A 26,952-nucleotide genomic window follows, 5' to 3' on the forward strand; every position below is an offset into this window, starting at 1 on the left:
ACGCAATTGTAGTCCTCGGCGGAGGCATGAATAAACGGTCCTCGCCAAATAGGGAGTGAGAAGATGAAGCTTAAGCACGTCTATCTTACCGCTCCGGAACCTGAAGCACTGGCCCGCTTTTACGAAGCACTTGGATTGACGATCCGCTTTGCTGACCGCGGCAAGTGGATTCAGTTCGTAGGAGACAAGGCCGCCTTTTGCTTAGCAAGCCCTGCGGAATCCGTGTCCGAGCAGTCTCGGAATGCTGTGGTTGTATTCGAGGTGGAGGATATGGACGCTGCGCTTGAGCGAGCGCGGGCGGAGGGCGCTGAGCTCGTCGGTGAAGTTCGGGAGATGGGGGCGCATGGCCGGGTGGCCCATTTGAAAGATCCGCAACGCAACACAATTCAGTTCTTTCAGGCTGTGGTCAAGAAGGGCGTCTAACCCGCTTTATGAACTAGATTCGGCTCGATTTATCGGGGAAACCTATCACCATGAACTTCCGAGTGTCGCCCATGCCTAGTCAAGAAATCCCTGCGTTCAGTAGCAAGGAATTCCGGAGCGCAATGCGCAACGTGCCGGGTGCAGTGTCTATCGTAACTACGGGGGTGCATCCTGGCAGGCACGGTTTGACGCTGACGGCCGGCTGCTCATTGTCGACCGAGCCATCGAGCGTGCTGGTCTGCGTGAACAAGTCGGCTGGCGGTCACGATACGATAAAGCAGAGCGGATCATTCTGCTGGAATATTCTCGCGGCGGATCACGCCGAGCTGGCAAGAAAGTTCTCCGGGCAGGACGGCAGCAAGGGTGACATACGCTTTACCGACGGTTTGTGGCGCGAACTGATTACGGGAGCGCCAAGTTTGATCGATGCGATTTGTAGCTTCGATTGCCGACTGACTGACTCTCACGATGCTGGCAGTCATACGATCTTCGTCGGTGAGGTGGTCGCACAAGCGATAAACGCCGATCGCGACCCCCTTGTCTATGTGAATGGCGAATTCACAGTACCGAAGCGTTAGAACTCCGACTGGTTCGGGGAACGTGCTTGAGGCATGGAGCGGATACTAACGCCGCTTCTATGAACCGATGTTTGTAGCCAATAAAGGTCAATTCTGGAGCAAGGGTGCGGCGATGAGCGTTGAGGAGACCAGGCGGAAAGCGATTAGCGAAGTCATCTCGATTTGGAGCGATGGACGCGAGGCGCCAGCCGCGCCTTCGGGCATCCCAATGTCCTGGCTGCGGTGTCCACTCGTACCGCTCGTTGCTCACTAATGTTGTCACTTTGGCTCAACGTTCTTGCGAGCGGCATTCTGCTTGGTCTCGTTTATGGCTTGGTGGCGCTGGGGTTGACCATCATATTCGGCGTGATGCGGGTGGTAAACTTCGCTCACGGTGAGATGGTCGTCTTCGGCGTCTATATCGGATACTGGGCGGTCCGTCTTTGGGACGCCCCGATCATCGTAGCGGCGGCAATAGCTGCGGTCGTCATGTTCTTTTTCGGGTACCTCCTGGAAGCCCTGATAGTGAAGCGGTTCGTCAACCGGCCCCATCATTACCAATTCATTGTATTCATCGGTCTATCGCTGCTCTTTAGCGGCGTCCTTCTGGTCGGCTTCGGGCCTGACCCGCGTCCGAGCGCTTCTCTACTATCGTTTCGCACTGTATCACTCGGCTTCGTGACGCTCGATCTGGCGAGATTGCAGGCGGCGATAACCGCGGGTGTGCTTATCGCTCTGCTGGGAGTATACCTCCGGTTTTCCTCGCTTGGCCGGGCGTTGCGAGCGGCCGCAGACAACCGGTTGGGAGGGCTTGTCGTTGGATTGAAAATTCCACGGGTCTACGCGGTGACGTTCGGAATTGGTGCTGCCTGCGCCGGTGTAGCCGGGGCGCTGATATCTCCTCTGTTTGATGCCCAACCCTATCTCGCCGTTGACTTCACGCTTCTTGCTTTCGTGACGGTCATTGTCGGTGGTCTCGGCAGCTTCAGCGGAGCGCTGCTGGGAGGCCTTGTTATCGGCGTTGCCGAGGCAATTGCGGCTCTGATGTTCACACCGTCGATGAAGACGGCGCTTCCCTATGCGCTCCTCATCATCATCCTGATTTTCCGTCCGAGAGGGTTCTTCGGTGCAAAAGAGATTTGACGGCGGGCCTGAAGTAAAGCGGTGGCTCGCGGGAGCGATGGTCTTCATCGTTCTTGCGTTCGTGGGCTCTTCTGCAGATCCGTACTTTATCTCACTGATGACGATCGTGTTGCTATTCACCTTCCTGGGGCAGTCCTGGAACTTGATGCTTGGCATCGGCGGCCAACTATCGATTGGCCATGCGCTTTTTGTCGGGCTAGGTGCCTATTCGGTTGGCGTCCTCTACGTAAAGTACGGAATCTCGCCGTGGATTGGCCTCTTCCTTGGAATGATCATTGCCGGGTCAGTCGGTGCGGCATTGGCCTGGTTGAGCTTCCGCTTCGAAGTGCGCGGAATCTATTTCGCGCTGCTGACGATTGCGGCTGCGGAGTTTGCCAGGATCATGTTCAGTGGATGGGAATTCGTTGGCGCAATGCAGGGGCTGTTCTTTCCGGCGCCAACTGGCGCGATCGAATTCTCAATGCTCCTGGGAGGAGCCCGCTTCTATTACTTTGTCGCGCTCGCACTGGCCGCGCTGGGAATTATAGGAACCGAACTGATTTCACGATCCTACCTCGGATACGTGTGGCGAGCGATGCGAGACGATGAACCGGCCGCACGAGCGCTGGGCGTCCGCACTTTCCGGCACAAGATTCTTGTGATCTCTGTATCCGCCGCAGCGGCCGCGGCCGGCGGTGGGGTTCTGGGACTCGTGCAAGGGTCGATATTCCCGGACTCAATCATGGGTATGGGGCTCTCTGTTGATGTGCTGATCGGACCTGTGGTCGGTGGGCTGGGGACGACGTTCGGTCCTCTGATTGGCTCGCTTGCCGCGATCCCTCTGAACCATTTGATGAGTGCCATCGGCGACAATCTTCGGATTCCGGGGCTGAACAATATCGCTTACGGTATTGTCCTCATTTTGGTCGTCTGGTTTCTGCCAGATGGCATCTGGCCGGCGATCGTGCGTCTCTGCAAAGCAATTCAGGCGCCATCCCGACTGTGGTTGCCGCATCTGAGGAAGGCCGAGGAATGACGGCTCTATTGGAAGTAAAGAACCTCTCTCGATCGTTTGGGGGATTGGTTGCGGTCAAGGACGTCAACTTCACGCTAGAGGCCGGACGTATTACTGCGCTCATTGGGCCGAATGGTGCGGGAAAGACGACCTGTTTCAACCTTGTCGCCGGCTCCCTGAGCCCGACCAGCGGGCAGGTGTTCTTCGAAGGACGCCAGATCGACAGTACCCCTCCGGAAATTGTCTGCAGGATGGGTATCGCAAGAACATTTCAAATCGTTCGACCAATGCGTGATATGTCCGTGCTCGAGAACGCAATGGTGGGCGCCTTCAGCTGGACCAAAAGCGTAAAGGAAGCCAAATCGAAAGCCTACGAATCCCTTGAAAGCGTCGGACTCGCCGGCAAGGCCAATGCGCGGACGGACCAGCTAACGCTTCCGGATCGGAAAATGCTGGAGACGGCGAAGGCGTTATCCACTCGGCCAAAACTGCTGTTGCTGGATGAAGTAATGGCGGGCCTTCGACCGACAGAAGCGGCGGGTGTCGTCCGAGTGCTGCAGACACTTGCCGAAGGCGGCCTGACGATCCTCCTGGTCGAACACGTCATGCGGATCGTGATGGAAGTCGCGTCGAACGTCGTCGTACTTCATCACGGTGCCAAGATCGCGGAGGGAAGTCCCGCAGAAGTGGTTGCCGATCAGAAGGTGCTTGATAGTTATCTAGGGGCAGGCTTCCATGCTTGACGCGGCGCTCTTATCGATTGACGGGCTCTCTGTTGCCTACGACGGATCGAGCGCACTAAACGGCGTCTCGCTGCAGATCCGCAAAGGAGAGTTGATCTGCGTCGTTGGGGCGAATGGTGCAGGGAAAACGTCGCTCATCAGATCGATCTCGGGTATAGTACGATCTTCAAGTGGCACCGTAAAAATGAACGGCGTCAATATTAATGGGCTGCCCCCATGGGAGATATGCGAACGCGGTATAGCGCAGGTCGCCGAGGGTCGACAGATTTTCGGCAGCCTCTCTGTCGAGGAAAATCTTCTGCTAGGCGGATCACTGAAGCGCGCGAAGGCCTATCAGCTCGAGACGCTTGAGTTCGTCTACCAACTGTTTGAGAGACTACGGGAGCGTAGACGGCAACTGGCCGGGACCCTATCCGGGGGCGAACAGCAGATGTTGGCGATCGGACGTGCGATCATGTCGAAGCCCGAAATGGTTATGTTCGACGAGCCGTCGATTGGGTTATCGCCTGCACTGACAGATGTGATGTTTGGCGTAGTGAAATCGCTCCACGAGCAAGGGATTACAGTGCTGCTGGTCGAACAGAACGTGGCGAAATCGCTTGCCTTGAGCAATCGCGGCTATGTCCTGGAGAATGGTTCAATCGTACTGCACGGATCGAGTCAAGAATTGCTCAACAATTCCGAGATTCAACGCGCATATCTCGGAATGTAGCGGAGCTGTGGCGCAAATTGCGCCGAGCACTGTGCTCTCTCTCTCTCTCTCTCTCTCTCTCTCTTACTTAACGGTCCCTCGGACCAGCGGAATTGCAAGCCGTCTAAGCAGATAATGCCGTGATGTGCCGCCGGGGCAACCTTTTGTGTTGATGCCTGCCGACGATGAAGCGGTGTACAGCAATCAATTCCGAGGTGCGTCACCTAGGCTCTACTCATGATACAGGATGATGCCCTCTTAATCGATCGCCACCTTGACCTAGTCACAATGACTATGAATAGGCCACCGGCAAACGCGTTGAACAACGAACTAGTTGAGCGCTTGCTGGATGCCTTTCGGGCGCTTGCCAGCCAGGCGATGCCGCCAGGTATTGTTCTGACTGGTCAGGGTACCCGGTTCTTCAGTGCAGGCGGCGACATAAAGGAAGTGACGGGCATCGAGATATCCCGGCCTCGTATGAGGTCGTTCCATGCGCTCCTTTGCGAGATGGAGCGATATCCGGCGCCGCTTGTGTGTGCCGTCCGAGGTTACGCTGTCGGCGGCGCGTTGGAATTTCTTCTGCACGCCGATTACGTGATCGCGAATGGCGAGTGTAAGATCGGTTTCCCGGAAATCAACCATGGTCTCTTGCCCGCGGCCAAAGGCATGCGGAAGGCAGTGCAGAAACTGGGACTTCGTGATGCGCGAGCGCTGCTATATTGTGGCGAGCTGGTCGATGCAAGGAAAGCACTCGAGATCGGAGCAATCGACGAGATTGCAGCGACTTCGGACGTGACGTCGCGAGCGTTAGAAGAGTGTAAGTACCTTCGCGGAAAGGATCAAAGGCTATTTGCGGCCATCAAGCGCTCGCTGAACCTGACGGACCAGATGGACGACGCCTCCCTTGAGGCGATGACAATTGAGGATCTTGGGGCCTACCTGACGGGAGACAGTTCGGCAGATGCGCGGGCCCGATTTCTGTCGAAAAACGCAAAGTAGGCATCGATGACCGAATTCGCTTCTTCTGATGAAGTTCGACTGGAGTTGATGAATTTCGAGCAGGTGTCGGCGGCCCTGGCGCAGGGAACGTCGACGATCCTGGTACCGTGCGGGGCCGTCGAGCAACATGGACCGCATCTTCCTCTTTGCATGGATGCCGACCACGCTGATGCGCTCGCATATAAGGTGGCACGGCATCTTGGAAATGCTTTGATCGCACCGACAATCAAGGTCGGCTGCTCAGCTCACCATCTCGTATTTCCCGGCACCATCTCCCTTCGTCCTGAAACGTTCGAAGCGATCTGCCTCGACTACTGCACAAGTCTCGCTCGGCACGGCTTCAAGCGGATCCTGCTGTTCTCGGGACACATCGGTAATTTTCCAATCCTGCGCGACATGCTTCCTCGATTGAAGCAGGCTATTCCCGAAGACGTCGAGATCGACGCATTCTCCGATTCGATCGCCTGGATCGACAGGTGGCGAAGCGCCGTCAAAGAGGCCGGCGCAAACCCAGATGCGGTCGGCGGGCATGCCGACATAGCGGAGACGTCTCTCATGCTGTATCTGCGTCCCGACAGCGTGCGGCCGGATCGGTTCGAGGCGGGGCACCTTGGCGCGCTGTCTGAAGAGCAACTTCGGTCCATGTGGAGAAACGGCGTCAAATCGGTCACTGCCAACGGCATCATTGGCGATCCGCATGGGTCGACTGCGGCAATTGGCGAGCGATGTCTTGAGGCGATAACCGAGCTCCTCGTCGCGTCCTTTGACAAATAGACGGGGTCGTATCGAGCGCATCCCGCTCTTCGAGCACTGTCCCCAAGTAAATCGCCACGTCGTTGCGACGAAGGACGGCGATGTCCTGAGACATGACGCGGTTCGGCTGCGTACAGCACAAAATTTGGAAAGTTGCGTAGCGAGACCCTGCATTCGGACGAAAATATTGCTGTGCTTATGAAATGTTAGGCCATCTCGAAACTCCCTGAGGATTAAGAAGATGGCACTTACGTTCGGGTTTTGGTCGGAGCAGGAAACCCAGGTCGGGCAGAGTTATGCGCGCCGACTCCATGAGCTGGTGGACGAGGTGCGCCTCGCAGAAAAAATGGGGTTCGATTGCGCCTCGCTCTCCGAACAACACGTCGCATTGGGCGGCATTTCGAGCTCGGCGCCAGAGGTGGTATATGGCTATCTCGCTGCCGTCACCTCGCGCATCAAGCTGAGGCCGGCGGTCACTTTGATGCCGCAGAAGATCAATCACGCCTTGCGGACCGCGGAGCGCTTGGCGGTGACGGACATTCTCTCGAACGGTCGCATGGAGTTCTACGCCGGTCGAGCCAATACCACCATCGCGATGCGCGCGTTCAACGTCGATCCGGGTGAGACGCTCGCTCAAATGGAGGAGGGGATCGCGCTTCTGAAGAAATCGATGCGCGAAGACATCTTCACCTTCGAGGGCAAGTACTACCAGGTTCCGCCGCGAATGCTTGTCCCGAAGCCCCTGCAGAAGCCCCATCCGGTCATCGGCATCGCTGCCACGAGCGAACGCAGTCACAGCTGGGCTGGCGCCGAAGGCCTCGCTGTAATGAGCAATTCGATCTACCAGGGATGGGAGGTCCAGGAAAAGCTGCTCAACTCCTATCGTCGATCCTGGAAGCGTGACGAGCTTGGGCCGCTCGAGCGCCCACGCATCGGCATTCCGCTCTTTTTTGGGATTGGTCCTACGGATCAGAAGGCGAAGGAAGACTACGCCGAGCCGTTGATGAATTATGCGAAGATCTCGACCGACGCTTATCCGCGCTTGGCAAAGATTGCCGATGATTACGCGTACATGAGCGAGAGCGTACCCGCCATGGAGCGCGCCGCCAAGGACTGGGACTATCTGCTCAATCACTCGGCAACTACGGTTTGCGGAAGCCCCGATACCGTCATTCGACAGATCGAAAAGTTCCAGGCATTGGGCATTGATGAGGTCCTTCTGCATCTGGACTCTGTAAATCACGAGAAGATCATGGAAGCGATTGAAATGGTCGGGCGCTACGTCATCCCGCACTTCAATGACAGAAACAATGTCGTGCGGCCGACGGAGGAGATCCTCGGTCAGATTCGCGCCATGCGGCCGCAAAAGTAAAGTTTCCAGGAAAACACGGGAGCAGACCAATGTCGAAGCAGGGCTACAAATATCTGATTGTCGAGCGGCGGCCGAGCGGTGTTGCCGTCATAACGATGAACCGCCCGGAAATCCTGAATGCGATCAACTGGGATATGCACCACGAGCTGGAGCGCGTCTTCGTCGAGCTGGACGACGACAAGGCGACACGCGCAATCGTGCTGACGGGCGCCGGGCGCGGCTTCTGTTCCGGTGGCGATCAGAAGACGCTCGACAAGAGCCCGATTCCTTCGCCGACCCGAGGTGGGCGTCATCTGATTCGGAATATGCTGGAAGTCGAAGTCCCGATCGTTGCTGCAGTCAACGGCGTTGCTGTCGGTCTGGGCGCGACGCTTGCGCTATTTTGCGATGTCATCTTCGCAAGTCCAACAGCACGGTTCGCCGATACGCATGTCACGGCGGGTGTCGTCGCAGGCGACGGAGGGGCTGTGATCTGGCCTCTCCTGATGGGGCCTGCCCGTGCGAAACACTATCTCATGACCGGCGAATTCATTTCCGCGGAAAAGGCGGCTTCCATCGGAATGATCAACGAGGTCATTTCCGACAGAGACGTCAAGGAGGCCGCGATCGAATACGCTGAGATGCTCGCGAGCGGTCCGAGGGAAGCGATCATTTGGACGAAATACAGCGTCAACAAGATCATCAAGCAATATTCGCACCTATTGCTGGATACGTCGACTGCTCTGGAGACCATCACTTTCGCATCGCCTGAGCGGAGGGATGCGGTCGCCGCGTTCGCCGAAAAGCGCAAGCGTTTCGCGGAGCGGTGAAATGGATGTCGAACACATCACGTCGGGGGCTCAGTTCGCGGATGTCACCATTCCGCAGCTTCTGAGCTCTCGACGAGCGGCGCGGCCGGACGAGATAGCATTCAAGCAGAAGCGCCGGGGCGAATGGACTGCGACAACCTGGAAGCAGTATTCAGATCTGGTCGCCAATTTGGCCGCGGCTCTGCAAAAAGCCGGATTCAAGCACGGTGACCGTGCGGCCATCATGGGAGACGTGTCTCAGGAATGGCTGCTTGCGGACATGGCGACGATCTGCGCCGGCGGGGTGATGGTCGGCGTCTATTTTACGTCATCGCCAGAAGAAGTTGGATACTACCTCAGCGATTCCGGAGCATCCTTCGTCTTTGTCGGGAGCGAACTTCAGCTCAATATTGTCCTGGCGTCAGGCCAGACTGAGAAATTGAGAAACATCATTGTGCTCGACCCAGAGTGGAAGGGGGCGGGCGGCCCAGCGAATGTCGTTCCTCTCCAAGTCTTCTGTGGGGAGACTTCGGTTGACGCGGACGTGTTCCTTAGGGAGCAAGTTGCGAAAGCAAAGGCTAGTGACCTGGCGAGCATCGGGTACACATCCGGCACGACGGGGTTTCCAAAGGGCGCGATGTTGACCCACCTTTCGCTGCTCGCTGGTGCACACTCTGTAACGACATTCAGTTCGAAGTTGCGTTCCGATGCTCATCGCGTGGTGGTGCATCTTCCGATGTCGCATACGGTTGCGCGCGCACAGGCAACGACGTTACCTTTGCTGATTCGGCTGATCCCGTACTTCGGGGAGACGAGCGCTGATTTCGCTCAGACCATCAAGGAAGTGAAGCCAACCTACTTCATGGCTCCGCCGAGGTTCTATCAGAGGTTTGCCACCCAAATCCTCAGCAAGGTTCATTCGGGGTCTGAGAAGCAGAAGCAGGACTACCAATTCGCAATGACGATCGCTCGCAAGGCGCTCGACGACCGTCAGGCCGGCGGTGTGCCCAACCCGTTCATATCCGCCCTGTTCGCCGTCTGCCGGGAACGGATTTTCCGTCCCTTGCTTGCCGAGGTCGGGTTTGAAGAACTCACCGTCACCTATACGTCGTCGGCTGCGATGCCTTCCGAACTCATGTCTCTGTGGCAGCTGTGGGGACTGCAGCTAAAGGAATGTTACGGGCAGACCGAGCTGGTTGGAGCGAACCTGGTCCAGATGGCTGAATGGCCGGAAGCAGGAACCGTGGGCGTCCCCGTGCATGATGCGGCTTGGCAAACTGCCGTTCTTGAAGACGGAGAAATGATCGTCAAAGGTCCCGGGCTCTTTGTCGGGTACTGGAATAAGCCAGAGGAAACGAAGTCGGCCCTCCGCGATGGCTGGCTTTATACCGGCGATGTCGTGGAGATTGGGCCGACAGGCCTGTTCAAGCTGGTCGATCGAAAGAAGGAGATCATCAACACATCCAACGGCAAATCGATCAGCCCCACGCAGATCGAGAATGAAATCCGGCACAGTCCCTTTATCTCTGAAGCGGCGGTGATCGGAGAAGGAAAGAAGTATCTGACCGCGTTGATCGAAGTAGATGCGACCGCGACGATGGAGTGGGCCAAATCGCGTGATGTTCGCATTGCTCACTATTCGGATCTGGCGGAGTCAGAGATCGTCGTCCGGATGGTTGAAGGCGAGATTGCCAAAGCAAACGGTCGGCTAGCGAGGGCCGAGCAGATCAAGGCCTTCCGAATACTTCCGGAGGAACTCTCTCCGGAGAATGGCGTGATGACGCCAACGCGGAAAAAGCGCCGCAAGCAAATAATGGAGCGGTACCGGTCACTGATCGATTCGCTCTATGACGATAGTGAGGAGAACCTGATCAAGACCGAGGTGGGAATATAGTCTGATCCGTTTCCGCTTCGTGCGATCATCAAGCTTGCTGAGCGCGTGTCGCAGCTGTGTTCGCGTTGCAGCGCGCTGTCATTCTTAAAGCTTCCGACCAATCGCCGTAATTTCCATTGTAGTCAACTGAAAGAGACTTCACATGAAGAATCGCATCGGAAACGGGCTTACTCGCCGGACCGTGCTCGGCAGCGGTTTTGGCATCGCCGCAGGGCTTGTATCGTGGCCGGTCAGGGCGGTGGGCCAAGTCAAGGTTAAGATCGGCGCGATCATGCCCAGCAGCGGCGTGTTGGCGTTCCCCGGACAGGCTTGCGTGCGCGGCATTGATCTCGGCGCGAAGTTCGCCAGACAGAAGTACGGTGATGAGATTGAGGTCATTCACGCCGATACGCAGAGTCGGCCGGAAAATGGCCGTATCGCTGCGGAGAACCTGATCCGCCAGGGTTGTACGGTCCTCATCGGCGCCTGGGACTCGGGCGCGACCATCTCGGCGCTTCAGGCCTGCGAAGCAGCGAAGGTCCCGATGGTCGTGCATATCGCCAGCGCGACGCAAGTGACCTCGCAGGGCTTCACTCAGGTCTTCCGTTACTATCCGACGTCGCTGATGATCATTCGTCAGTCGCTGATCGATTTGAAAGCTCTGTTGACGACCCTCAACGGTCCGCCAGCCAGCGCGGTCGTCCTCCACCTCAACAACGTGATGGGGCAGTCGAGCGCCACGAGCATAGCACAGGCCTGGAAAGAGGTCGATCTCCCGATCAAGCTCACTGAGTTCATTCCATACGATGAGAAGGCCAAGGATCTCTCAGTCGAAGTCGCAAAGGCAAAAGCGACCGGCGCTGACATGCTTTTCCCGATCACTCGGGTCAACGACGCCATCATGATCACACGTGAGTGTGTAAAGCAGGGATGGAGCCCGAAAATGATCTACTCGGCGAATTCGAACGGCGTTATCGACAAGGCATATTACGACGCGCTCGGCAAGTACGCTGACGGCGCGATGGCGTCGGCGCTCTACTACAATCCGAAGGCGCCCGATGCGCACAAAATTCTCGAGATGTTCGCGGCCGACTACCCCAATGAATGGCTCGACGCAAATGCGGCATGCGCCTTCGAGGCCGTGCAGATCGTCAGGGACGCGGTAAATCGTGCGGGCTCGTCGGAATCGGGGGCAATTCACGGCACCCTCAAGCTGACGGAAATGCAGCCAGTCTTGATGTCGTCTGGGACGATCAAATTTGACTCGAGCGGCCAGAACGTGAATTCCGCCGTGGCTCTGCTTCAAGCGCAAAAAGGCAAGCCGCGCGTGGTTTCACCGAGGGCAATTGCCGAAGCAGACCTGGAATATCCGGTGGTGCCCTTCAGCTCTCGATAAGGCGCCACGAACCACCGCCCCGGTTCAATGCCGGGGCTGTGTTTCTATGCGTGCTATGTGAAGGGCTGCTGGCTGCTGAAGCTCGACCGTTCGGCGAGGAAGCGGCGGGGGCTCTTTCCCATTGTCTTCTTGAACATAGTGATGAACGCGCTCGGCGTCTCATAGCCCAGATCGAGCGAAACGGCCTGCACCGACGATCCAGCCGTCAAGCGTTGCAATGCGACCAAGATATGAAGCCGCTGCCGCCAGCGTCCGAATGTCATTCCGGTTTCCTTCAAGACCAGGCGGGCGAAGGTCCGCACACTCATTGCATACCGGGCGGCGAGTTCATCGATGGTGCTACGGTCGCCGGGATCATTGAGCAGTGATGCCGCGAGATGTTGAAGTCGGCTGTCCGTGGAAATTGGCAAGTACATCTGTTCCGTGGACATCTGCACTAATTCGTCGAGCAGCACTCGACCGAGTCGGCTCGTCGGTCCTTCAACGGGATAAAGTGGCGGAAATACGGATAGCCGGTGTATCAACTCGCGAACGAGCGACGATATCGTGAATGTGCAGCAAGTGTTTGGAAGCATACTTGCCAGCGGATCGATGAAGACGAGGTAGACCTTTCCATTGTCTGATACGCAATTGCTATGCATGACCCCAGGAGGTATCCACACGGCTCCTTGCGGAGGAACGATCCATAACCCACCAGGGGCACGACACATGACTGATCCATGTGAGGCGACGACCAATTGTCCCTTCTTGTGCGAGTGGAGCGGGAGTTCGTCACCATGTTCACCAGTCTCAATGCACATCGAGACGATTGGACGATCGAACTGATCCGGATCTATCGGGTCGTAATTGAGCCTAAGATCCGGCAAATTCATTCTGGCCAGGCTATGATCCAATTCAGATGCGGGTGATGTGCTCATTGAGTTCACTCGTTAATGGATACGGTTCCATCCGTCAGGTGGCGCGAGTGGAGCTCGCTTCGGGAGCCTGCGGGCGACAATAACCCTTTGCCAAATGATCGTCACGAAAAAGTAATGTGTCGAAGCGGGTCTAAGCCCTCGGCTCTGCTTTTTCCAACCGCGACATGAGCCGGATGGGCGGGCAGCCGTGCGGCGCGATCCAGCCAGCCGCAACAAAGTGTGCCTTCCGGGTACCTCATTTGCCCTCTCGCACGCGACACGGCAGAGAATGCCAAAATCCGCAACAGCTGCCTCGTCCGATCGCGTGTTCAGCCCGAAATGCCGGAGTTTTCGGCGAGATATGCCACGACACCCAATGCTACCAAGGAGGGAGTTCGAAGGAGTCTGATGACAGTGACCATTCGCATCGACGCGCCGATCAAGTCAGCCGGTGGACAATCGCTTGACCAAGACGAAAACGAAACGGCCGATTGGCTTGCATCCCTCGGATCTCTCCATCGAAGCGCGGGTGCTGAACGTGTACGCTTTATTCTCTCGGCACTGGATCAGCGAGCCAAGGAACTCGGCGTACTTTCAGATGTGCCTCCCTACTCTCCTTATCGAAATTCGATACCTCTCGAGTCGCAGCCGCCCTATCCGGGTGACATCCAGATGGAGACCCGGATCACTGCGATTATCAGGTGGAACGCCCTCGCCATGGTTGTTCGGGCCAATAGGGCCTATGGGGAACTCGGGGGCCATGTCGCTAGCTATGCGTCGGCGGCAGAAATATTTGAGGTCGGTTTCAACCATTTCTTCCGCGCGTCAAGTCCGGAGGCGGAAGGTGACATTGTGTACTTCCAGCCGCATTCCTCGCCGGGCGTGTATGCGCGCGCGTATCTCGAAGGGCGCCTGTCAGAAGAGAACTTGAGATACTATCGTCAAGAGCTCACCGGAGTGGGCCTGTCCTCATATCCGCATCCTTGGCTCATGCCAGACTTCTGGCAGATGCCAACAGGCTCGATGGGCATCGGACCAATCAGCGCCATCTACCAGGCGCGTTTCATGAAATATCTCGACAACAGAGGTTTGGCGCGTACCCAAGACCGCCACGTGTGGGGCGTATTCGGTGACGGAGAAATGGATGAGCCGGAGTCGATCGCCGGCCTGTCTTTGGCCGCGCGTGAGAACCTCGACAATCTGACGTTTATCGTCAATTGCAATCTTCAACGGCTCGACGGTCCAGTGCGCGGGAACGGACAGGTCATCCAAGAACTGGAGATGATCTTCCGAGGGGCAGGCTGGAATGTGATTAAGGTGCTGTGGGGATCGGAGTGGGATCAGATCTTCTCGCGCGACACAGAGCACGCATTGTTGCGCAAATTCGCGGCGACGGTTGATGGGAAGTATCAGACGCTCGGGGCCAAGGACGGAGCGTACAATCTCGCAAACTTCTTCGGTGAAGATCCGGAGGTGCGGGCTCTCGTCTCGCATATGTCCGATACTGACATCGATGCGCTGAAGCGAGGCGGCCATGATTTTCGGAAGCTATTTGCCGCTTTCGCTGCAGCAAAGGCGACCAAGGGGCGGCCGACTGTTATCCTGGCGAAGACCAAGAAAGGGTATGGAATGGGAGGCGCCGGGGAGTCGCGCATGACGTCTCATCAGGCGAAAAAGCTCGACATCGATGCGCTCTATGCGTTCCGCGATCGCTTCTCTCTTCCACTGACCAACGAGCAGGTTGAACGTCTCGAATTCTTCCGTCCCGCGAACGACAGCGCCGAGCTTCAGTATCTACGGTCGAAGCGTGAGGCACTTGGCGGCTACATGCCGACCAGGAGGCGGACGGCGGCGGCCGTTGCCGTCCCCGCCCTACAGTCCTATGCCGAGTTCGCGCTCAAGGGCGAGGGCAAAGAGACGTCGACGACCATGGCGGTGGTTCGGCTGTTCTCGAATCTGCTTAAGGACAAAGTGCTCGGTCCCAGAATTGTGCCAATCGTTGCCGACGAGGCGCGGACGTTCGGTATGGCTAACCTGTTCAGGCAGGTGGGGATCTACTCACCGGTCGGGCAACTCTATGAGCCGGAAGACGCGGGCTCGATGCTCTACTACAAGGAGGCGGCGGACGGTCAACTTCTCGAGGAAGGCATCACAGAGGCAGGCGCGATTTCTTCCTGGACGGCCGCTGCGACATCTTACAGCGTCCATAACTTCGCATTGCTACCGTTCTATATCTACTATTCGATGTTCGGATTTCAGCGGATCGGCGATCTTATCTGGGCGGCCGCGGATCAGCGCGCGCGGGGCTTCCTGATCGGCGCGACGGCCGGCCGCACCACTCTCGGCGGCGAAGGACTGCAGCACCAAGACGGCTCTAGCCATGTCATCGCGGCGACGATCCCGAACTGCCGAGCATACGACCCGGCGTTTTCCTACGAAGTCGCCGTCATCGTGGACCATGGAATGCACGCCATGCTCGAAGAGGAGCGTGATGAATTCTACTATCTTACGGTGATGAACGAGAACTACGCGCAGCCAACCATGCTTGTGGATGTTCGCGACGACATCATAAAAGGTCTCTATCGCGTCGTTTCGAGCGAAAATGGACCTGCGGAGGTGCGCCTCGTCGGTTCCGGCGCAATCCTTCCAGAGGCATTGGAGGCTGCAAAGATGCTGGAGAGGGATTGGCAGATCCCCTGCGAAGTATGGTCGGCCACCAGCTTCGCAGAACTGGCGCGGGAGGCTCGAGAAATTGAGCGCAAGAACCGTCTAAACCCGCTCTCCAAGCCAAAGGAGAGCCACGTTTCAAAGTGTCTCTCAGGAAGCGTGCCGGTCGTGGCGGCCTCCGACTACGTGCGTGCCTATCCGCAGCTCATAGCGTCGTATTTCGAGGCGCCGTACACCGTTCTCGGTACTGACGGCTTCGGACGGAGCGATAAGCGTTCCGCGCTAAGGTCGTTCTTTGAAGTCGATCGCGCGCAGATCGCTATCGCTGCACTGACATCTCTGGCGCGGTCGGGGGCGATCGATCGCAGCCGGGTGGCCGAGGCCATCGCGCGCTATGGCGTCCCGGCGGACGCAAATTCCCCCTGGTCAAGGTAACGCAGGTCAAAGCGAAATCATGGTTGATTCAATAGAAATCGTCCTGCCGGACATCGGGGACTACAAGGACGTGCCGATCGTTGAAATCAACGTCGCGGTTGGCGATGATGTCGTAATCGATACGCCATTGCTCTCGATCGAATCTGACAAAGCAACGATGGAGGTGCCGTCTCCCGCGGCAGGAAAAGTCAAGCAGTTGATGATCGAGGTCGGTAGCTTGGTATCTCAAGGATCAATCTTGATGATTCTAGAGGCAGGATCGGCATCAGATGACTCACCTGCTCAAGAGATGAGTGCGAAAGCCGCTTCATCAGCGAAGGATGCCGGTGCTGTGGCGCAGGGAGGGTCTGCGTCAATCAAGGTACGAGAAAGGCCTGAGCCAAGTGGATTAGAGGACCCGGGCGGACGGCCCGAGGTCGGTCAGGCGCATGCATCACCGTCGGTTCGCGCATTGGCACGGGAACTCGGCGTGCCGTTGGCCCTCGTCGTGCCAAGCGGAGCCAAGGGCAGGGTGCTGCACGATGATGTTACGAGCCACGTGAAACAGTTGATGGGGTCGACCCAGTTGCCGCCATCTGCAATCGCTCCAGCGCTGCCAAGGGCAGATTATGAAAAGTTCGGCGCGATCGAAAGAGTGCCTCTCTCGAGAATTCAGCAGATAACCGGGGCAAATCTTTCACGAAACTGGAACACGATCCCGCACGTCACAAACTTCGACAAAGCTGATGTGACCGAAGCGGAGGCGTTCCGAAAGAATATCAATGGAGAGGCGGGGGAGGCCTCAGCGAAGCTGACGATGGTGTCGATCTTGATTAAGGCAGCAGCCCTTGCGCTGAAGAAATATCCCCGCTTCAATTCGTCCTTTGATCAAGATGCCCTAATTCTCAAGAAGTACATTCACATCGGATTTGCAGTCGACACTCCTAAGGGTTTGGTGGTTCCGGTCATCAGAGATTGCGATAAGAAGGGACTGATAGAGATCGCCTCCGAAATGCGTGCGCTCGCGGACAAGGCCGTTGGAGGTCAGCTATCCCCGGGGGACATGCAAGGACGCTGCATCTCCGTCTCGTCGCTGGGAGGCGTCGGCGGTCATGGGTTCACGCCGATCATCAACGCTCCCGAAGTAGCGATCCTGGGAGCGGGGCGCGCTGTCACCGAGGCAGTCTGGAACGGAAGTGGATTTCAGCCGCGTCAAATGCTTCCGATAACGCTCTCGTGGGATCACCGGGTGGTCGACGGTGTCGCTGCCGCGCGGTTCTTGGGCTTCGTCGCGACTCTGTTGAACGATCTGCGGCGATACGCGTTGTGAGGCCCCCATGGAGCGCGTGATCGATATATTGGTCCCCGACATTGGAGACTTTAAGGACGTTCAGATTGTGGAGGTGCTCGTCAAAGACGGTGACATCGTTGACAAGGAGCAGGGGCTTATTGTTGTTGAATCTGACAAGGCCACGATGGAAATTCCTTCGCCGATCGCGGGTCCTATCAAGGAGGTGCTTCTGAAGGTTGGCGATAAAGTGTCGCAAGGCACCGTCATTGCCAAGGCGCAACCGATTGCGCCGGACCGGACGCCATCCGAGGCTGTAGCCCAGAATGGCTCGGCCGCATCTGGCGGAGGCGAGGAACGCTTCGATCTCGCCGTGATCGGTGGTGGACCAGGTGGATATTCTGCTGCATATCGCGCCGCGGATCTGGGTCTCAAGGTCGCGATGATCGAGCGATACCAATCGTTGGGTGGCGTATGCCTGAACGTCGGGTGTATTCCATCCAAAGCGTTGCTTCACATCGCGGCGGCCAAGGAAGAGGCCGAAAGGATCGCTGACAAGGGAGTTCGATTCGGCGCGCTGGAATTGGATCTGAATGCACTCAGATCATTCAGGGACGGAACGATAAAGAAGCTGACTGACGGGCTAGGTCAGATGGCGCGGGCGCGGGACGTTAGAATCATCAACGGATTTGCCAGATTTGTCGCGTCGAATTGCTTGGCAATCGATCTCGATACTGGTGCGTCTCAATATGTTGAGTTCGAGAAGTGCATCATCGCCACGGGTTCCTCGGCGAATAAGTTAAGTGTGTTTCCGAAAGACGAGCGGATCGTCACGTCGACCGGAGCCCTGCAGCTAAAGACGATTCCGAAGCAAATGCTTGTCGTCGGGGCGGGCATTATCGGACTCGAGATGGCCACGATTTATAGCTCGCTTGGTGCTCAAATCGATCTCGTTGAACGATTGCCAAGTATGCTAGCCGGCGTTGATCCGGACGCTGTGAAGATATGGCAAAGCAGGAACGCTCATCGGTTCCAACATATTGATCTCAATGCGGGTGTAGTGAGCGCCACAGCAGATAGTAAGGGCGTATCGGTCGAGATTGAAGGCGCAAAGCCGGGGCGTCGAACTTACGATCTTGTCCTGCAGTCCGCAGGCAGAGTGCCGAACAGCGCAAATATTGGCTTGGAGAAGATTGGTGTAAGACGCGACGCAAAAGGTTTCGTTGCAGTCGACAGACAAATGCGGACGAATTTGCCTCATATTTTCGCGATCGGCGATGTCGCGGGCAACCCTATGCTCGCCCATAAGGCGGTTCACGAGGGGCATGTCGCGGCCGAAGCGGCTGCCGGGCTCAAGAGCTTCTTTGACGCGAAGATCGTCCCGAACGTTGCCTACACTGATCCCGAGGTGGCCTGGGTTGGCGTCATGGAGCATGAGGCTGCCTCTTCAGGTAGGCGCGTTAGATCCGCGAAGTTTCCGTGGGCCGCCTCGGGCAGAGCGGTCGCCTCGGGCGCGTCTTATGGCATGACCAAGCTGATCATCGACCAAGAGACGCACCGCATCATCGGGGGTGTGATCGTTGGCCCGCACGCTGGCGACATGATCGGAGAAATCTGTCTGGCGATCGAGATGGGCGCCGATGCAATTGATATCAGCAAGACCATTCATCCGCATCCGACGTTCGGAGAAACAATAGGCCTGGCTGCCGAAGTTTATGAAGGTGTTTGCACGGATGTGTTGCCGGGTGCGAAGAGGTCGACCAAGCGCGCGAGCCACTAGAAATTCAAAAACTGAGCCGGCACCAGGTCTCTCGCTGCCGGTCGTTCATATGGGACCCGAATATGGCGGGAGATTCTCGGACGAACGTCAAGGTACCTTTGAGCGTTCAAGAGGAGGAATTTGCCGCGGCATGTCGAGACTTCGTTCTGGAGAGAAGACCTGATCTGGCGGCATCCATCGTCATTGTAGACAACCAACTCAGGATTGCGAATGATCCGCATGTTCGGGTCGCATTTGTAGAACTCGGCCTTGCCAGATTGGTGCGAGTTCTACATCTCGCAATCGAAGGCAAGGCGATTAAGAGTGCCAAGGCTCCTGTTCGACCTGTCGAGATTCAGAAGAAAGATTCGCCGCGCGCTAGGTAGAGATGATCGAGGACAGCGCGTCGGACAATAGGCGCGATTTCTTCAGCGCAGTTTCAAGGAATGGACATTCATCAACGCGAGCGGACCCGGCAGTCATGCTTGGCAGGACCGTCGGCGATTGGGAGCTCTGAATTGCAAATGCGGGTACGGCGGTGTGGGCATTGCGAGATCTGAGCCGGGCGATGAAATGAACTGTTCCGGACGTGCGGAGCCGGTGCCTTCCAAGTCACGCGCCAGTTCTTTGTGGTGCTGTCGAAATCATACGACGACGTCAAATGCCGGAAATAGCACTGAGAGGTGCCGACTTCAGCACAAAATGCGGTCTGATGTGTACGATCGTATTGCTGCTGGAAGTCGTTCGCTGAGTTTCTGCGATCGAACTCCGCATTCGGCGTTTGCGAAAGGTTTCCGATCTTTCGCTTCCTCCCTCTACTTGGCCCGGCGGGATCGCCGGGCCCTTTTCTCGACGCTTGGCTGCATCTTGTGTCGCTCGAAGCCGGTTGATCAGGATTGTATGATCTTCTTCAAGATTTCGGTAAGCGTTCGAAATTCATCTCGGGTCAGGGGGGCGAAGGTCTCGCCAGAAATCTTGCCGATAGTTTCAATCGCTGCGTCCGCTAGCTGTGCGTGATGAGTGTTGCGCGGCGATCTATACGGGCTTCTAAATGGCTGTACTCTGATGTCCGACGGCCGGCATAGATCCGACAAGATCTGGAGTCGTCGGCTGACCATGTATGACTCTTAATGCACTCGAAACGTCGGCAACCAGCTTGCGTCGACTCCAATTTCCATGACGATTGGGTGGGAAGTTCTTAAACGATGATCGCGCGACCATTGGAGGTTCTTATGCGTCCAGCTGCTGTTTTTGAGAGATATTTTTCTTTTTGTCTCTCTGAGTTGACAGTTTTATCTCGTGCTCCATAGGAGAGCGTCGGCTTTAGGGGCGCGAGCCAGGCTCAACGGAACCTTCAGATGAGAAAAGTGCTGGCCGCAAAACTGCATGGCATCCATGTAACAGAGGCGAATCTTCACTATCACGGCTCGATCACTCTCGATCCGGATCAGTGCCATGAGGCGGGGATTCTGCCGATGGAGTTCGTGGAGATCTGGAACAAGAACTCCGGGGCGCGAATTTCGACGTACGTGATTTTTGGAGAACCCGGGTCGCGTTGTTGTGTCCTCAACGGCGCTGCCGCGCGCACTTGCCAAGTAGGCGACCAGATCATCGTTTGCAGTTCGAGGTACGTGGATGAGGCGCAAATCGTTCGGCTGAAACCAAGAATTCTCGCCTTCGATCGCAACAACCACATTACCGATCGCATGATCTATTCCGTCACTCTGGACGGTGCGGAGCGCTATTGCTTCGAAATCCGCGGTGAGGCAGGCGACGTGAAGCCCATACCGCTCCGAACCGCGGAACTCGAACTAAGGCCGACTGACAGGATAGGGATCGAAAATGAGCCACACCTCTGCAGCCACGGTCGAGCGGGTCACGGTTCCAAGGCTGCGACTGTGGAAGGAGGAGGGGCGGCGCCTCGTGATGACGACCGCCTATGATGCGGTCACCGCACGCATTGCTGACCCCATCGTGGATATGATCCTTGTCGGAGACAGCGTCGGCAACGTCTGCCTCGGATTCGACAATACGCTACCCGTCAGCATGGCGATGATGAATCACCATCTTGAGGCGGTTGCGCGTGCGAAACCTCGAGCCTTGCTCGTGGCTGATATGCCATTTCTGAGCTTTCACCTCAGCCGGGAAGACACGATCCGCAACGCTGGAGGCTTCTTGCAGCGTGGCGCTGACGCCGTAAAGCTTGAGGGCGGATCCAAACGCGCCGAAATGATACGTGCTCTGGTCGACTGCGAGATTCCCGTGATGGGTCATCTCGGCTTGACCCCGCAGAGCGTCAATGCAATGGGTGGATTCAAAGTGCAGGGGCGCAAGGCCGATGACGCCTTGCGTCTGCTCGACGACGCCCATCGCCTGCAGGAGGCCGGCTGCTTCGCGCTGGTCCTGGAAGGCATCCCGGCCGAGCTCGCTGCGCGAGCGACAGAAACGCTGACGATACCTACCATCGGGATTGGCGCGGGTCCTGGTTGTTCGGGGCAGGTGTTGGTGTTCCACGACGTGCTTGGCTTGATTGAAGGCCATGTCCCAAAATTCGTTCGTACTTACACCGACGGCTTTCGGGTGTTGCAGGAGGCGCTGTCGCGTTGGGTTGCCGATGTCCGCAACGGTACATTCCCGACACCGCAAGAGTCCTATCGGCTTCCCGAAGGCATAGGTGAGACGATCGCAAACTGGGCCCCTTCCAACCAAACCCGATGTGAAGCTTGAAAATGCAAACAATCACGACGGTCGCCGAGCTTCGCCACGCTCTCGCAGAGGCTCGCCGAGCCGACAAATGTGTCGGATTTGTACCGACAATGGGCTATCTGCACGACGGCCACTTGGCGCTGATCGAGGCCAGCCGGGCGCAATGCGACGTCACCGTGGTCAGCATCTTCGTCAATCCCACTCAGTTCGGGCCAAAAGAGGATCTCAGCACCTATCCGCGCGACTTTCAGCGCGATGAAAAGCTGTGCCGCGATGCCGGTGTTGCGATCGTCTTCGCGCCCGCCGCGCAGGAAGTCTATCCGGCTCAATTCGAGACCTTCGTTGAACCAGGCGAACTCGCGAAACCGCTCTGCGGAGCTTTCAGGCCGGGACATTTTCGCGGGGTCGCGACGGTCGTAAGCAAGCTGTTCAACATGGTACAGCCGGACGTCGCGTTCTTCGGGCAAAAGGACTTTCAGCAGTGCGCGGTCGTGCGTCGCATGGCCAACGATCTCAATCTTCCGATCGAGATCGTTACTGTGCCGACCGTTCGGGAAGTAGACCGCCTCGCAATGAGCAGCCGCAACCGGTATCTCAGCGAGGAAGACCGAGGGCGGGCCCTCGCCATCAGTCGTGGACTCTTCGCCGCAGCGGAGGAGTTCGGCTTGGGAGAGCGGAACGTGGACAAGCTGATTGCAATCGCCAAGAGGCATTTGCAAACGGTCGATCGGCTGCAATATCTTGAGCTTGTCGACGGCGACACGCTCAAGCCCGCTGTAAGTCCGCTACGCCGCCCCGCGGCACTGTGCGTGGCGGCCTATGTCGGTTCGACGAGGCTTATCGACAACGTGATAATTCAGCCAACTCCGTAGCGCGACAGAGGCGAAAAAATCGTCTTGATTGAAGCTGTCCGACGCGAAGCGCCTCCCGCAGGCCGTCCTCACCTCAGTGGGGCGGCCGAAGGGATCATCTTCGAACAGGTGCAGTTTCGGCGCACGGACCGTCAGGTTCTTGCCATTCCCGAACTTTGCCTGGCTGAGCGCCGGATCGGCCTGATTGGTGACAATGGTTCAGGCAAGAGCACGATGTTGCGGCTGATGAACGGGTTGCTCCTGCCGACTCGCGGGCGCGTCAAGGTGGCGGGGCTCGATACGGTACGACATCGCAAAGACCTTCCGGCACAGGTCGGCTTTCTATTTCAGAATCCCGACCACCAGCTCATTTTCCCCACGGTTGCCGAGGAGGTCGCTTTCGGTCCGGTAGAGCGCGGCATACCGACGCAGCAGGCACGGCAGCAGGCGATGGCGCTTTTGGAGCGGCACGGCTGCGGCCAATGGGCGGACCGCAACGTCAATGAGCTGTCTGGCGGCCAGAAGCAACTTGTCTGCATCCTGGCGCTGCTCGCAACAGAGCCGTCGATCCTGTTGATGGACGAGCCTTTCGCCAGTCTCGACTTGCCGACACGACTGCGGTTGTACCGCCGGGTCACGGCGCTTCCGCAGCGGGTCGTGATGGCGTCTCATGATTTCGAGCTGCTCGCGGAGTTCGATCGCATAATCTGGCTGGATGCGGGCCACATCCGCCTCGATGGCCGACCCGCCGAAGTGCTGCCTGCCTACCGGGCTCATGCAACGATCGTTGGGGCAGGGGACGCCCTAACGTCATGATGACCGACGGCCTCGCGCCACAGACCTGGTTGCACCGCGTACCGGCCGGCGTCAAGCTTGCGGGCCTTGCCCTCCTCAGTGTGCTTTTGCTGCCGGTCGGCGACTGCCGAATTCTGGCGGGCATGTTGGCGATGATTGCCATGGTCTATGCCACCTTCGGCCGTGCCGGCATGGCGCGCCTCAAGTTGCTGCAGCCATTGCTGCCGCTGCTTGTGGTCGTCGGCGGCTTGCAGACCGCGTCGGGTGGTTGGAATGCCGGCGCCGTCGTCACCATGCGGCTGTTGGCGATGCTTCTGCTCGCCGATCTCGTCAGCATGACCACCACGATGAGCGCTCTGATGGAAGTACTGGCGCCGGTGCTCCGCTTGTTACGTCCGTTTGGCGTCAATCCGCGCAAGATGGCGCTCGCAGTCGCGCTTGTTCTGCGTTTTGTGCCGGTCCTGCTCGCAAGATGGCGCGCCCGGGAGGAGGCCTGGAAGGCACGCACGCACCGGCGCATTCCGCTGCGACTGGTGGCCGCTTTCGTCGCCGACATTCTGCAACTTGCCGACCGCGTCGCCGAAGCGCTCGATGCACGCGGTTTCGACCGGTCCGCCGCCGATCGTCACTCACCCCCGCTGTAGGAGAAAATCCCGTGGAGTCCCGCACCATCGTTCGTATCGCCCTGCTTGCCGCTATCATCGCAGCGCTTGGCATGGTGCCCAGCATCGTCTTGCCGATCGCCATGGGTGTCCCGATCACGGCCCAGACGCTCGGCGTCATGCTGGCCGGGATCGTCATCGGCCCTCGCCATGGCGCGCTGGCGGTGCTGCTGTTTCTGTTCGCGGTGCTGCTCGGAGCGCCGCTGCTGTCGGGCGGACGCGGCGGGCTCGGCGTGTTTTTCGGACCGTCCGTTGGCTTCCTGCTGGGCTTTGCGCCCGCCGCCTTTGTATCGGGTCTCGTGATGGCGCAGCTGAAGACCCTGCCGGTATTCGCGGCGGCGCTCGTTGCCGCGGTCACGGGCGGCATCGTGGTGGAATATGCCTTTGGTATTCTCGGCCTGATGGCGATGGCAAGGATGAGTCTGCCGCAGGCCTTGGCTGCAATCGCCGTGTTCGTGCCGGGCGATCTTTTGAAGGCGGTGGCCAGCGCCTTTGTCGCGGAGGCATCGCACCGGAGCTATCCGGCTGCAATCGTCAGCCGTTCATGACCATGGCCTCCACCATCACTGCAACGCTGTCGCGGCATGCGAGCGAAACGCCGGACCGACCGGCCGTCGTTTGCGACAACCATGCGGTGAGTTGGAGAGATCTCGATCAGGCGGTGAATCGTCTCGCCGGACATTTGGCGAAGGTGGTGCCGGCGGGCCGCGGCGTTGCGTTGCATCTGCCCAACGGGCCGGCGCTCGTGCTGCTGTTTCTCGCCGCCTGTCGCGCAGGGCGGGAAGCGCAAATTCTCGATCCGTCCTGGCCGACGGAGACGGCGCGGCTCGCGCTCATGGCACTGGCGCCGGGGATCGTCGTCAGCAGTGACGCAACATTGGCCGGCGAGACGGAAGTGCTGGCGGTTGTCGATCCTCACGGTCCGTTCGAGTCCGTCGCGGACGCCATCGGCGCCGGTCCATCGTCCGCGGCAATTGCCGAGCCCGATCCGCTGACGCCGTTCTATGTCGGCTTCACCTCGGGGTCGACCGGAACGCCGAAAGGATATCGCCGCCACCATCGATCGTGGATCGAGAGTTTCCGGGCGGGGAACCGCGAATTCGACATCGGCGCGGGCGATATCGTCCTCGCGCCGGGCGCGTTGACGCATTCGCTATTTCTCTACGGCGTTGCGCACGGGCTCTATGTCGGAGCGACGGTCATTCTCTGTCGGCAGTTCCGGCCCAATCTCGTCAACCGTCTGATCGTATCGCACGGGGTGAGTGTGATCTATGGCGTACCAACCCAGCTCGAAATGATGATCGAGGCCGCCATGCGCGATGGCCTGCCACCATTCGCAAGCCTGCGCTGGATGTTGTCGTCCGGTGCCAAATGGCAAGGTCGCGCGCTTGCCGAATTACGGCAGCAATTTCCAGCGGCGCGTTTTGCCGAGTTCTACGGCGCGTCCGAGTTGAGCTTCGTCACCGTGGCGAAGGACGATGAGGATGTCCCATCGGACTCCGTCGGGCGTCCGTTCGCAGCTGTCAGCCTCACCATCCGCGACCATCTCGGGCGATGCCTTCCGCCTGGAGAGGCCGGTCAGGTGTTCGTCGCCAGTCCTTTCCTCTTCATGGAGTATGCCTGCGGAAGCGATACGCTGCTGCCACGTCACGGCGACGCGGTGTCGGTTGGCGACATCGGCATGCTTGACGAGCGCGGCCTCCTGCGGCTCGTCGGTCGTGCGAGCCGCATGATCATCACGGCCGGCAAGAATGTGCACCCGGAGGAGATCGAGCGTGTGCTCGAGGGACATCCTGCCGTGGTCGCGGCAGGGGTTCTGGGTGCCATCGACGAGCGTCGGGGCGAGCGGCTGGTGGCACTGCTCAGGCTCGGCCCGGATGGGCGCCTGCCGTCTTCTGATCTCATCAGCCATGCCCGCCTGAGCCTGCCGCTCTACAAGATCCCGCGCCGTTTTGCCGTGCCATCGCACTGGCCGATGACCTCGTCCGGCAAGACCGATTTCCACGCGCTGCGCCAGCTTTGGGAATCCGGCGCCTGCGAGTTGTTGCGATGAGGGCCGCATATCTCGTCGCCGCACGCCGCACAGCCGTTGCTCCTCGGGGCGGCGCCTTCAAGGCGGTGGAGGCCGACGAACTTGGCGCGGCGCCGATCCGGACCGTGCTGGCCGATACCGGCATCGCGGCGGAGGCGATCGACGACGTCATCTTCGGCAACGCGCTGCATGGCGGCGGAAACCCGGCGCGGCTCGCCGCGCTGCGGGCGGGTCTTCCCGATCACGTTCCGGCGCTGACCATCGACAGCCAGTGCTGCGGTGGCCTCGACGCGATCATGCTCGCCGCCGAGCGCATCGCGAGCGAAAGTGCGGATGCCGTCATCGCCGGCGGTGTCGAGAGTTTCAGTCGTGCGCCGCTGCGCGCGCGGCGACCACGTCACGCCGACGAGGCGCCGCAACCCTATGACCGTCCCCCGTTCGCGCCATGGCCGGAGCGGGACCCTGACATGATTGCTGCCGCCGCGACGCTGGCGAAAAGGTTTGGTATTTCGCGTGCACGGCAGGATGAATTCGCCATCGCAAGCCATCGCAAGGCGCTGCAAAATCCGCCCGCCGCGGCGGAGATCACGCCGCTCGCCGGCCTGTCGCAGGATGCCTTTCCTCGTGCCCTGACGGGGGCGACCTGCACACGCCTTGTACCACTTGCGGGCGACACTGCGTTCGGCGTGACGCGCGCGACGGTGGCGGTCGAAGCCGACGCGGCAGCAGCCCTGCTGGTGGTCTCCGAGACGATGGCCCGACGGCTCAGCGCGAGGCGGCCCTTGCGGATCATATCGGCGACCCGCCGCGGCGGCGATCCGGCCATGCCCGGCGCGGCGCCGATTGCGGCGGCAAAGAGCCTCCTTGCAGCGCAACGCATCGCGCCGACGCAGATTGCGGTGGCCGAGGTCATGGAGGCATTTGCCGCCCAGGCGATTGCCTGCCTCGACGGCATCGGGGTGCAGGAATCGGCGCTCAACCGTGGCGGCGGCGGACTCGCACGGGGACATCCGATCGGTGCATCCGGCGCGATCCTGCTGGTACGCCTCTGGCACGAAATGCAATCGGAATCATCCGGCGCGATTGGGCTGACGACCATCGCGGCTGCGGGCGGGCTCGGCAGCGCCCTGCTGGCTACGATCTAAAGATA

Annotated in this window: 23 protein-coding genes and 1 pseudogene; 23 read left to right on the forward strand and 1 reads right to left on the reverse strand. The window is 58.7% G+C overall.

The features are described 5' to 3' along the window. Positions 1-63 precede the first annotated feature (63 nt). From CWO91_RS17185 to CWO91_RS17240, 12 genes are all read left to right on the forward strand, one after another. Positions 64-423, forward strand: coding sequence for a VOC family protein (locus CWO91_RS17185; protein ID WP_091890167.1), 360 nt, complete (start codon positions 64-66; stop codon positions 421-423). A gap of 122 nt (positions 424-545) precedes the next feature. Beyond that, on the forward strand, positions 546-1,001 hold the full coding sequence (locus CWO91_RS17190; protein ID WP_244551197.1) for a flavin reductase family protein: 456 nt from the start codon (positions 546-548) through the stop codon (positions 999-1,001). A 252-nt stretch (positions 1,002-1,253) separates the two neighbouring features. Beyond that, on the forward strand, positions 1,254-2,123 hold the full coding sequence (locus CWO91_RS17195; RefSeq protein WP_130214638.1) for a branched-chain amino acid ABC transporter permease: 870 nt from the start codon (positions 1,254-1,256) through the stop codon (positions 2,121-2,123). 37 nt (positions 2,124-2,160) lie between these two features. Next, positions 2,161-3,138 carry a branched-chain amino acid ABC transporter permease gene (locus tag CWO91_RS17200; protein ID WP_130214640.1) on the forward strand — a complete coding sequence of 326 codons (978 nt, stop codon included), beginning with the start codon at positions 2,161-2,163 and terminating at the stop codon, positions 3,136-3,138. Then, the gene (locus tag CWO91_RS17205) at positions 3,135-3,860 is read left to right on the forward strand and encodes an ABC transporter ATP-binding protein (protein WP_130214642.1); all 726 of its coding nucleotides are present in this window, start codon (positions 3,135-3,137) and stop codon (positions 3,858-3,860) included. Before CWO91_RS17200 ends, CWO91_RS17205 begins: the two co-directional genes overlap by 4 nt. After that, positions 3,853-4,572, forward strand: a complete 720-nt coding sequence (locus CWO91_RS17210) for an ABC transporter ATP-binding protein (protein WP_130214644.1) — start codon at positions 3,853-3,855, stop codon at positions 4,570-4,572. The genes CWO91_RS17205 and CWO91_RS17210 overlap by 8 nt, the downstream gene beginning before the upstream one ends. Positions 4,573-4,839: 267 nt before the next feature. Further along, the gene (locus CWO91_RS17215; RefSeq protein WP_276486193.1) at positions 4,840-5,550 is read left to right on the forward strand and encodes an enoyl-CoA hydratase/isomerase family protein; all 711 of its coding nucleotides are present in this window, start codon (positions 4,840-4,842) and stop codon (positions 5,548-5,550) included. A gap of 6 nt (positions 5,551-5,556) precedes the next feature. Continuing rightward, positions 5,557-6,324: a creatininase family protein gene (locus CWO91_RS17220; protein WP_130214646.1), complete on the forward strand. Its 768-nt coding sequence runs from the start codon at positions 5,557-5,559 to the stop codon at positions 6,322-6,324. A 220-nt stretch (positions 6,325-6,544) separates the two neighbouring features. Further along, positions 6,545-7,675: an LLM class flavin-dependent oxidoreductase gene (locus CWO91_RS17225; RefSeq protein WP_091890187.1), complete on the forward strand. Its 1,131-nt coding sequence runs from the start codon at positions 6,545-6,547 to the stop codon at positions 7,673-7,675. A 29-nt stretch (positions 7,676-7,704) separates the two neighbouring features. Then, positions 7,705-8,484, forward strand: coding sequence for an enoyl-CoA hydratase/isomerase family protein (locus tag CWO91_RS17230; protein ID WP_091890190.1), 780 nt, complete (start codon positions 7,705-7,707; stop codon positions 8,482-8,484). A gap of 1 nt (position 8,485) precedes the next feature. After that, on the forward strand, positions 8,486-10,357 hold the full coding sequence (locus tag CWO91_RS17235; RefSeq protein ID WP_130214648.1) for an AMP-dependent synthetase/ligase: 1,872 nt from the start codon (positions 8,486-8,488) through the stop codon (positions 10,355-10,357). 142 nt (positions 10,358-10,499) lie between these two features. Beyond that, positions 10,500-11,732: an ABC transporter substrate-binding protein gene (locus tag CWO91_RS17240; protein ID WP_130214650.1), complete on the forward strand. Its 1,233-nt coding sequence runs from the start codon at positions 10,500-10,502 to the stop codon at positions 11,730-11,732. 53 nt (positions 11,733-11,785) lie between these two features. Here the strand turns inward: CWO91_RS17240 and CWO91_RS17245 are convergent, their stop codons facing one another. Continuing rightward, the gene (locus CWO91_RS17245) at positions 11,786-12,649 is read right to left on the reverse strand and encodes an AraC family transcriptional regulator (RefSeq protein ID WP_245471283.1); all 864 of its coding nucleotides are present in this window, start codon (positions 12,647-12,649) and stop codon (positions 11,786-11,788) included. A 387-nt stretch (positions 12,650-13,036) separates the two neighbouring features. Between CWO91_RS17245 and mdeB the strand changes: the two genes are divergently transcribed. The 11 genes and pseudogenes from mdeB (at position 13,037) to CWO91_RS17310 (ending at position 26,947) form a co-directional block, all read left to right on the forward strand. Further along, entirely contained in the window at positions 13,037-15,730 is a 2,694-nt protein-coding gene (mdeB, locus tag CWO91_RS17250; RefSeq protein WP_130214652.1) for an alpha-ketoglutarate dehydrogenase, read from the forward strand. Between the two features lie 19 nt (positions 15,731-15,749). After that, positions 15,750-17,039, forward strand: a complete 1,290-nt coding sequence (locus tag CWO91_RS17255; protein WP_130214654.1) for a 2-oxo acid dehydrogenase subunit E2 — start codon at positions 15,750-15,752, stop codon at positions 17,037-17,039. 7 nt (positions 17,040-17,046) lie between these two features. After that, a complete protein-coding gene (gene lpdA / locus CWO91_RS17260; protein WP_130214656.1) occupies positions 17,047-18,777 on the forward strand; it encodes a dihydrolipoyl dehydrogenase in 1,731 nt (576 codons plus the stop codon). A gap of 1,337 nt (positions 18,778-20,114) precedes the next feature. Then, positions 20,115-20,546 (forward strand): annotated as a pseudogene (gene panD, locus CWO91_RS44325) (aspartate 1-decarboxylase); the annotation flags it as partial. A 52-nt stretch (positions 20,547-20,598) separates the two neighbouring features. Then, entirely contained in the window at positions 20,599-21,483 is an 885-nt protein-coding gene (gene panB / locus CWO91_RS17280; RefSeq protein WP_130214662.1) for a 3-methyl-2-oxobutanoate hydroxymethyltransferase, read from the forward strand. A 2-nt stretch (positions 21,484-21,485) separates the two neighbouring features. Further along, the gene (panC, locus tag CWO91_RS17285; protein WP_130214664.1) at positions 21,486-22,334 is read left to right on the forward strand and encodes a pantoate--beta-alanine ligase; all 849 of its coding nucleotides are present in this window, start codon (positions 21,486-21,488) and stop codon (positions 22,332-22,334) included. A gap of 24 nt (positions 22,335-22,358) precedes the next feature. Next, entirely contained in the window at positions 22,359-23,129 is a 771-nt protein-coding gene (locus CWO91_RS17290) for an energy-coupling factor ABC transporter ATP-binding protein (RefSeq protein ID WP_245471284.1), read from the forward strand. Further along, positions 23,126-23,752 (forward strand): energy-coupling factor transporter transmembrane component T, encoded by a 627-nt coding sequence (locus tag CWO91_RS17295; protein ID WP_130214666.1) that lies wholly within the window; start codon positions 23,126-23,128, stop codon positions 23,750-23,752. Before CWO91_RS17290 ends, CWO91_RS17295 begins: the two co-directional genes overlap by 4 nt. A gap of 11 nt (positions 23,753-23,763) precedes the next feature. Continuing rightward, the gene (locus CWO91_RS17300) at positions 23,764-24,318 is read left to right on the forward strand and encodes a biotin transporter BioY (RefSeq protein ID WP_130214668.1); all 555 of its coding nucleotides are present in this window, start codon (positions 23,764-23,766) and stop codon (positions 24,316-24,318) included. Then, complete coding sequence (locus CWO91_RS17305; RefSeq protein WP_245471285.1) at positions 24,315-25,823, forward strand: AMP-binding protein; 1,509 nt, start codon at positions 24,315-24,317, stop codon at positions 25,821-25,823. Before CWO91_RS17300 ends, CWO91_RS17305 begins: the two co-directional genes overlap by 4 nt. After that, entirely contained in the window at positions 25,820-26,947 is a 1,128-nt protein-coding gene (locus tag CWO91_RS17310; protein WP_130214670.1) for a thiolase family protein, read from the forward strand. Before CWO91_RS17305 ends, CWO91_RS17310 begins: the two co-directional genes overlap by 4 nt. The last annotated feature ends 5 nt before the right edge of the window (positions 26,948-26,952 follow it).

Source organism: Bradyrhizobium genosp. SA-3 (assembly GCF_004212635.1).
Lineage (GTDB): Bacteria > Pseudomonadota > Alphaproteobacteria > Rhizobiales > Xanthobacteraceae > Bradyrhizobium.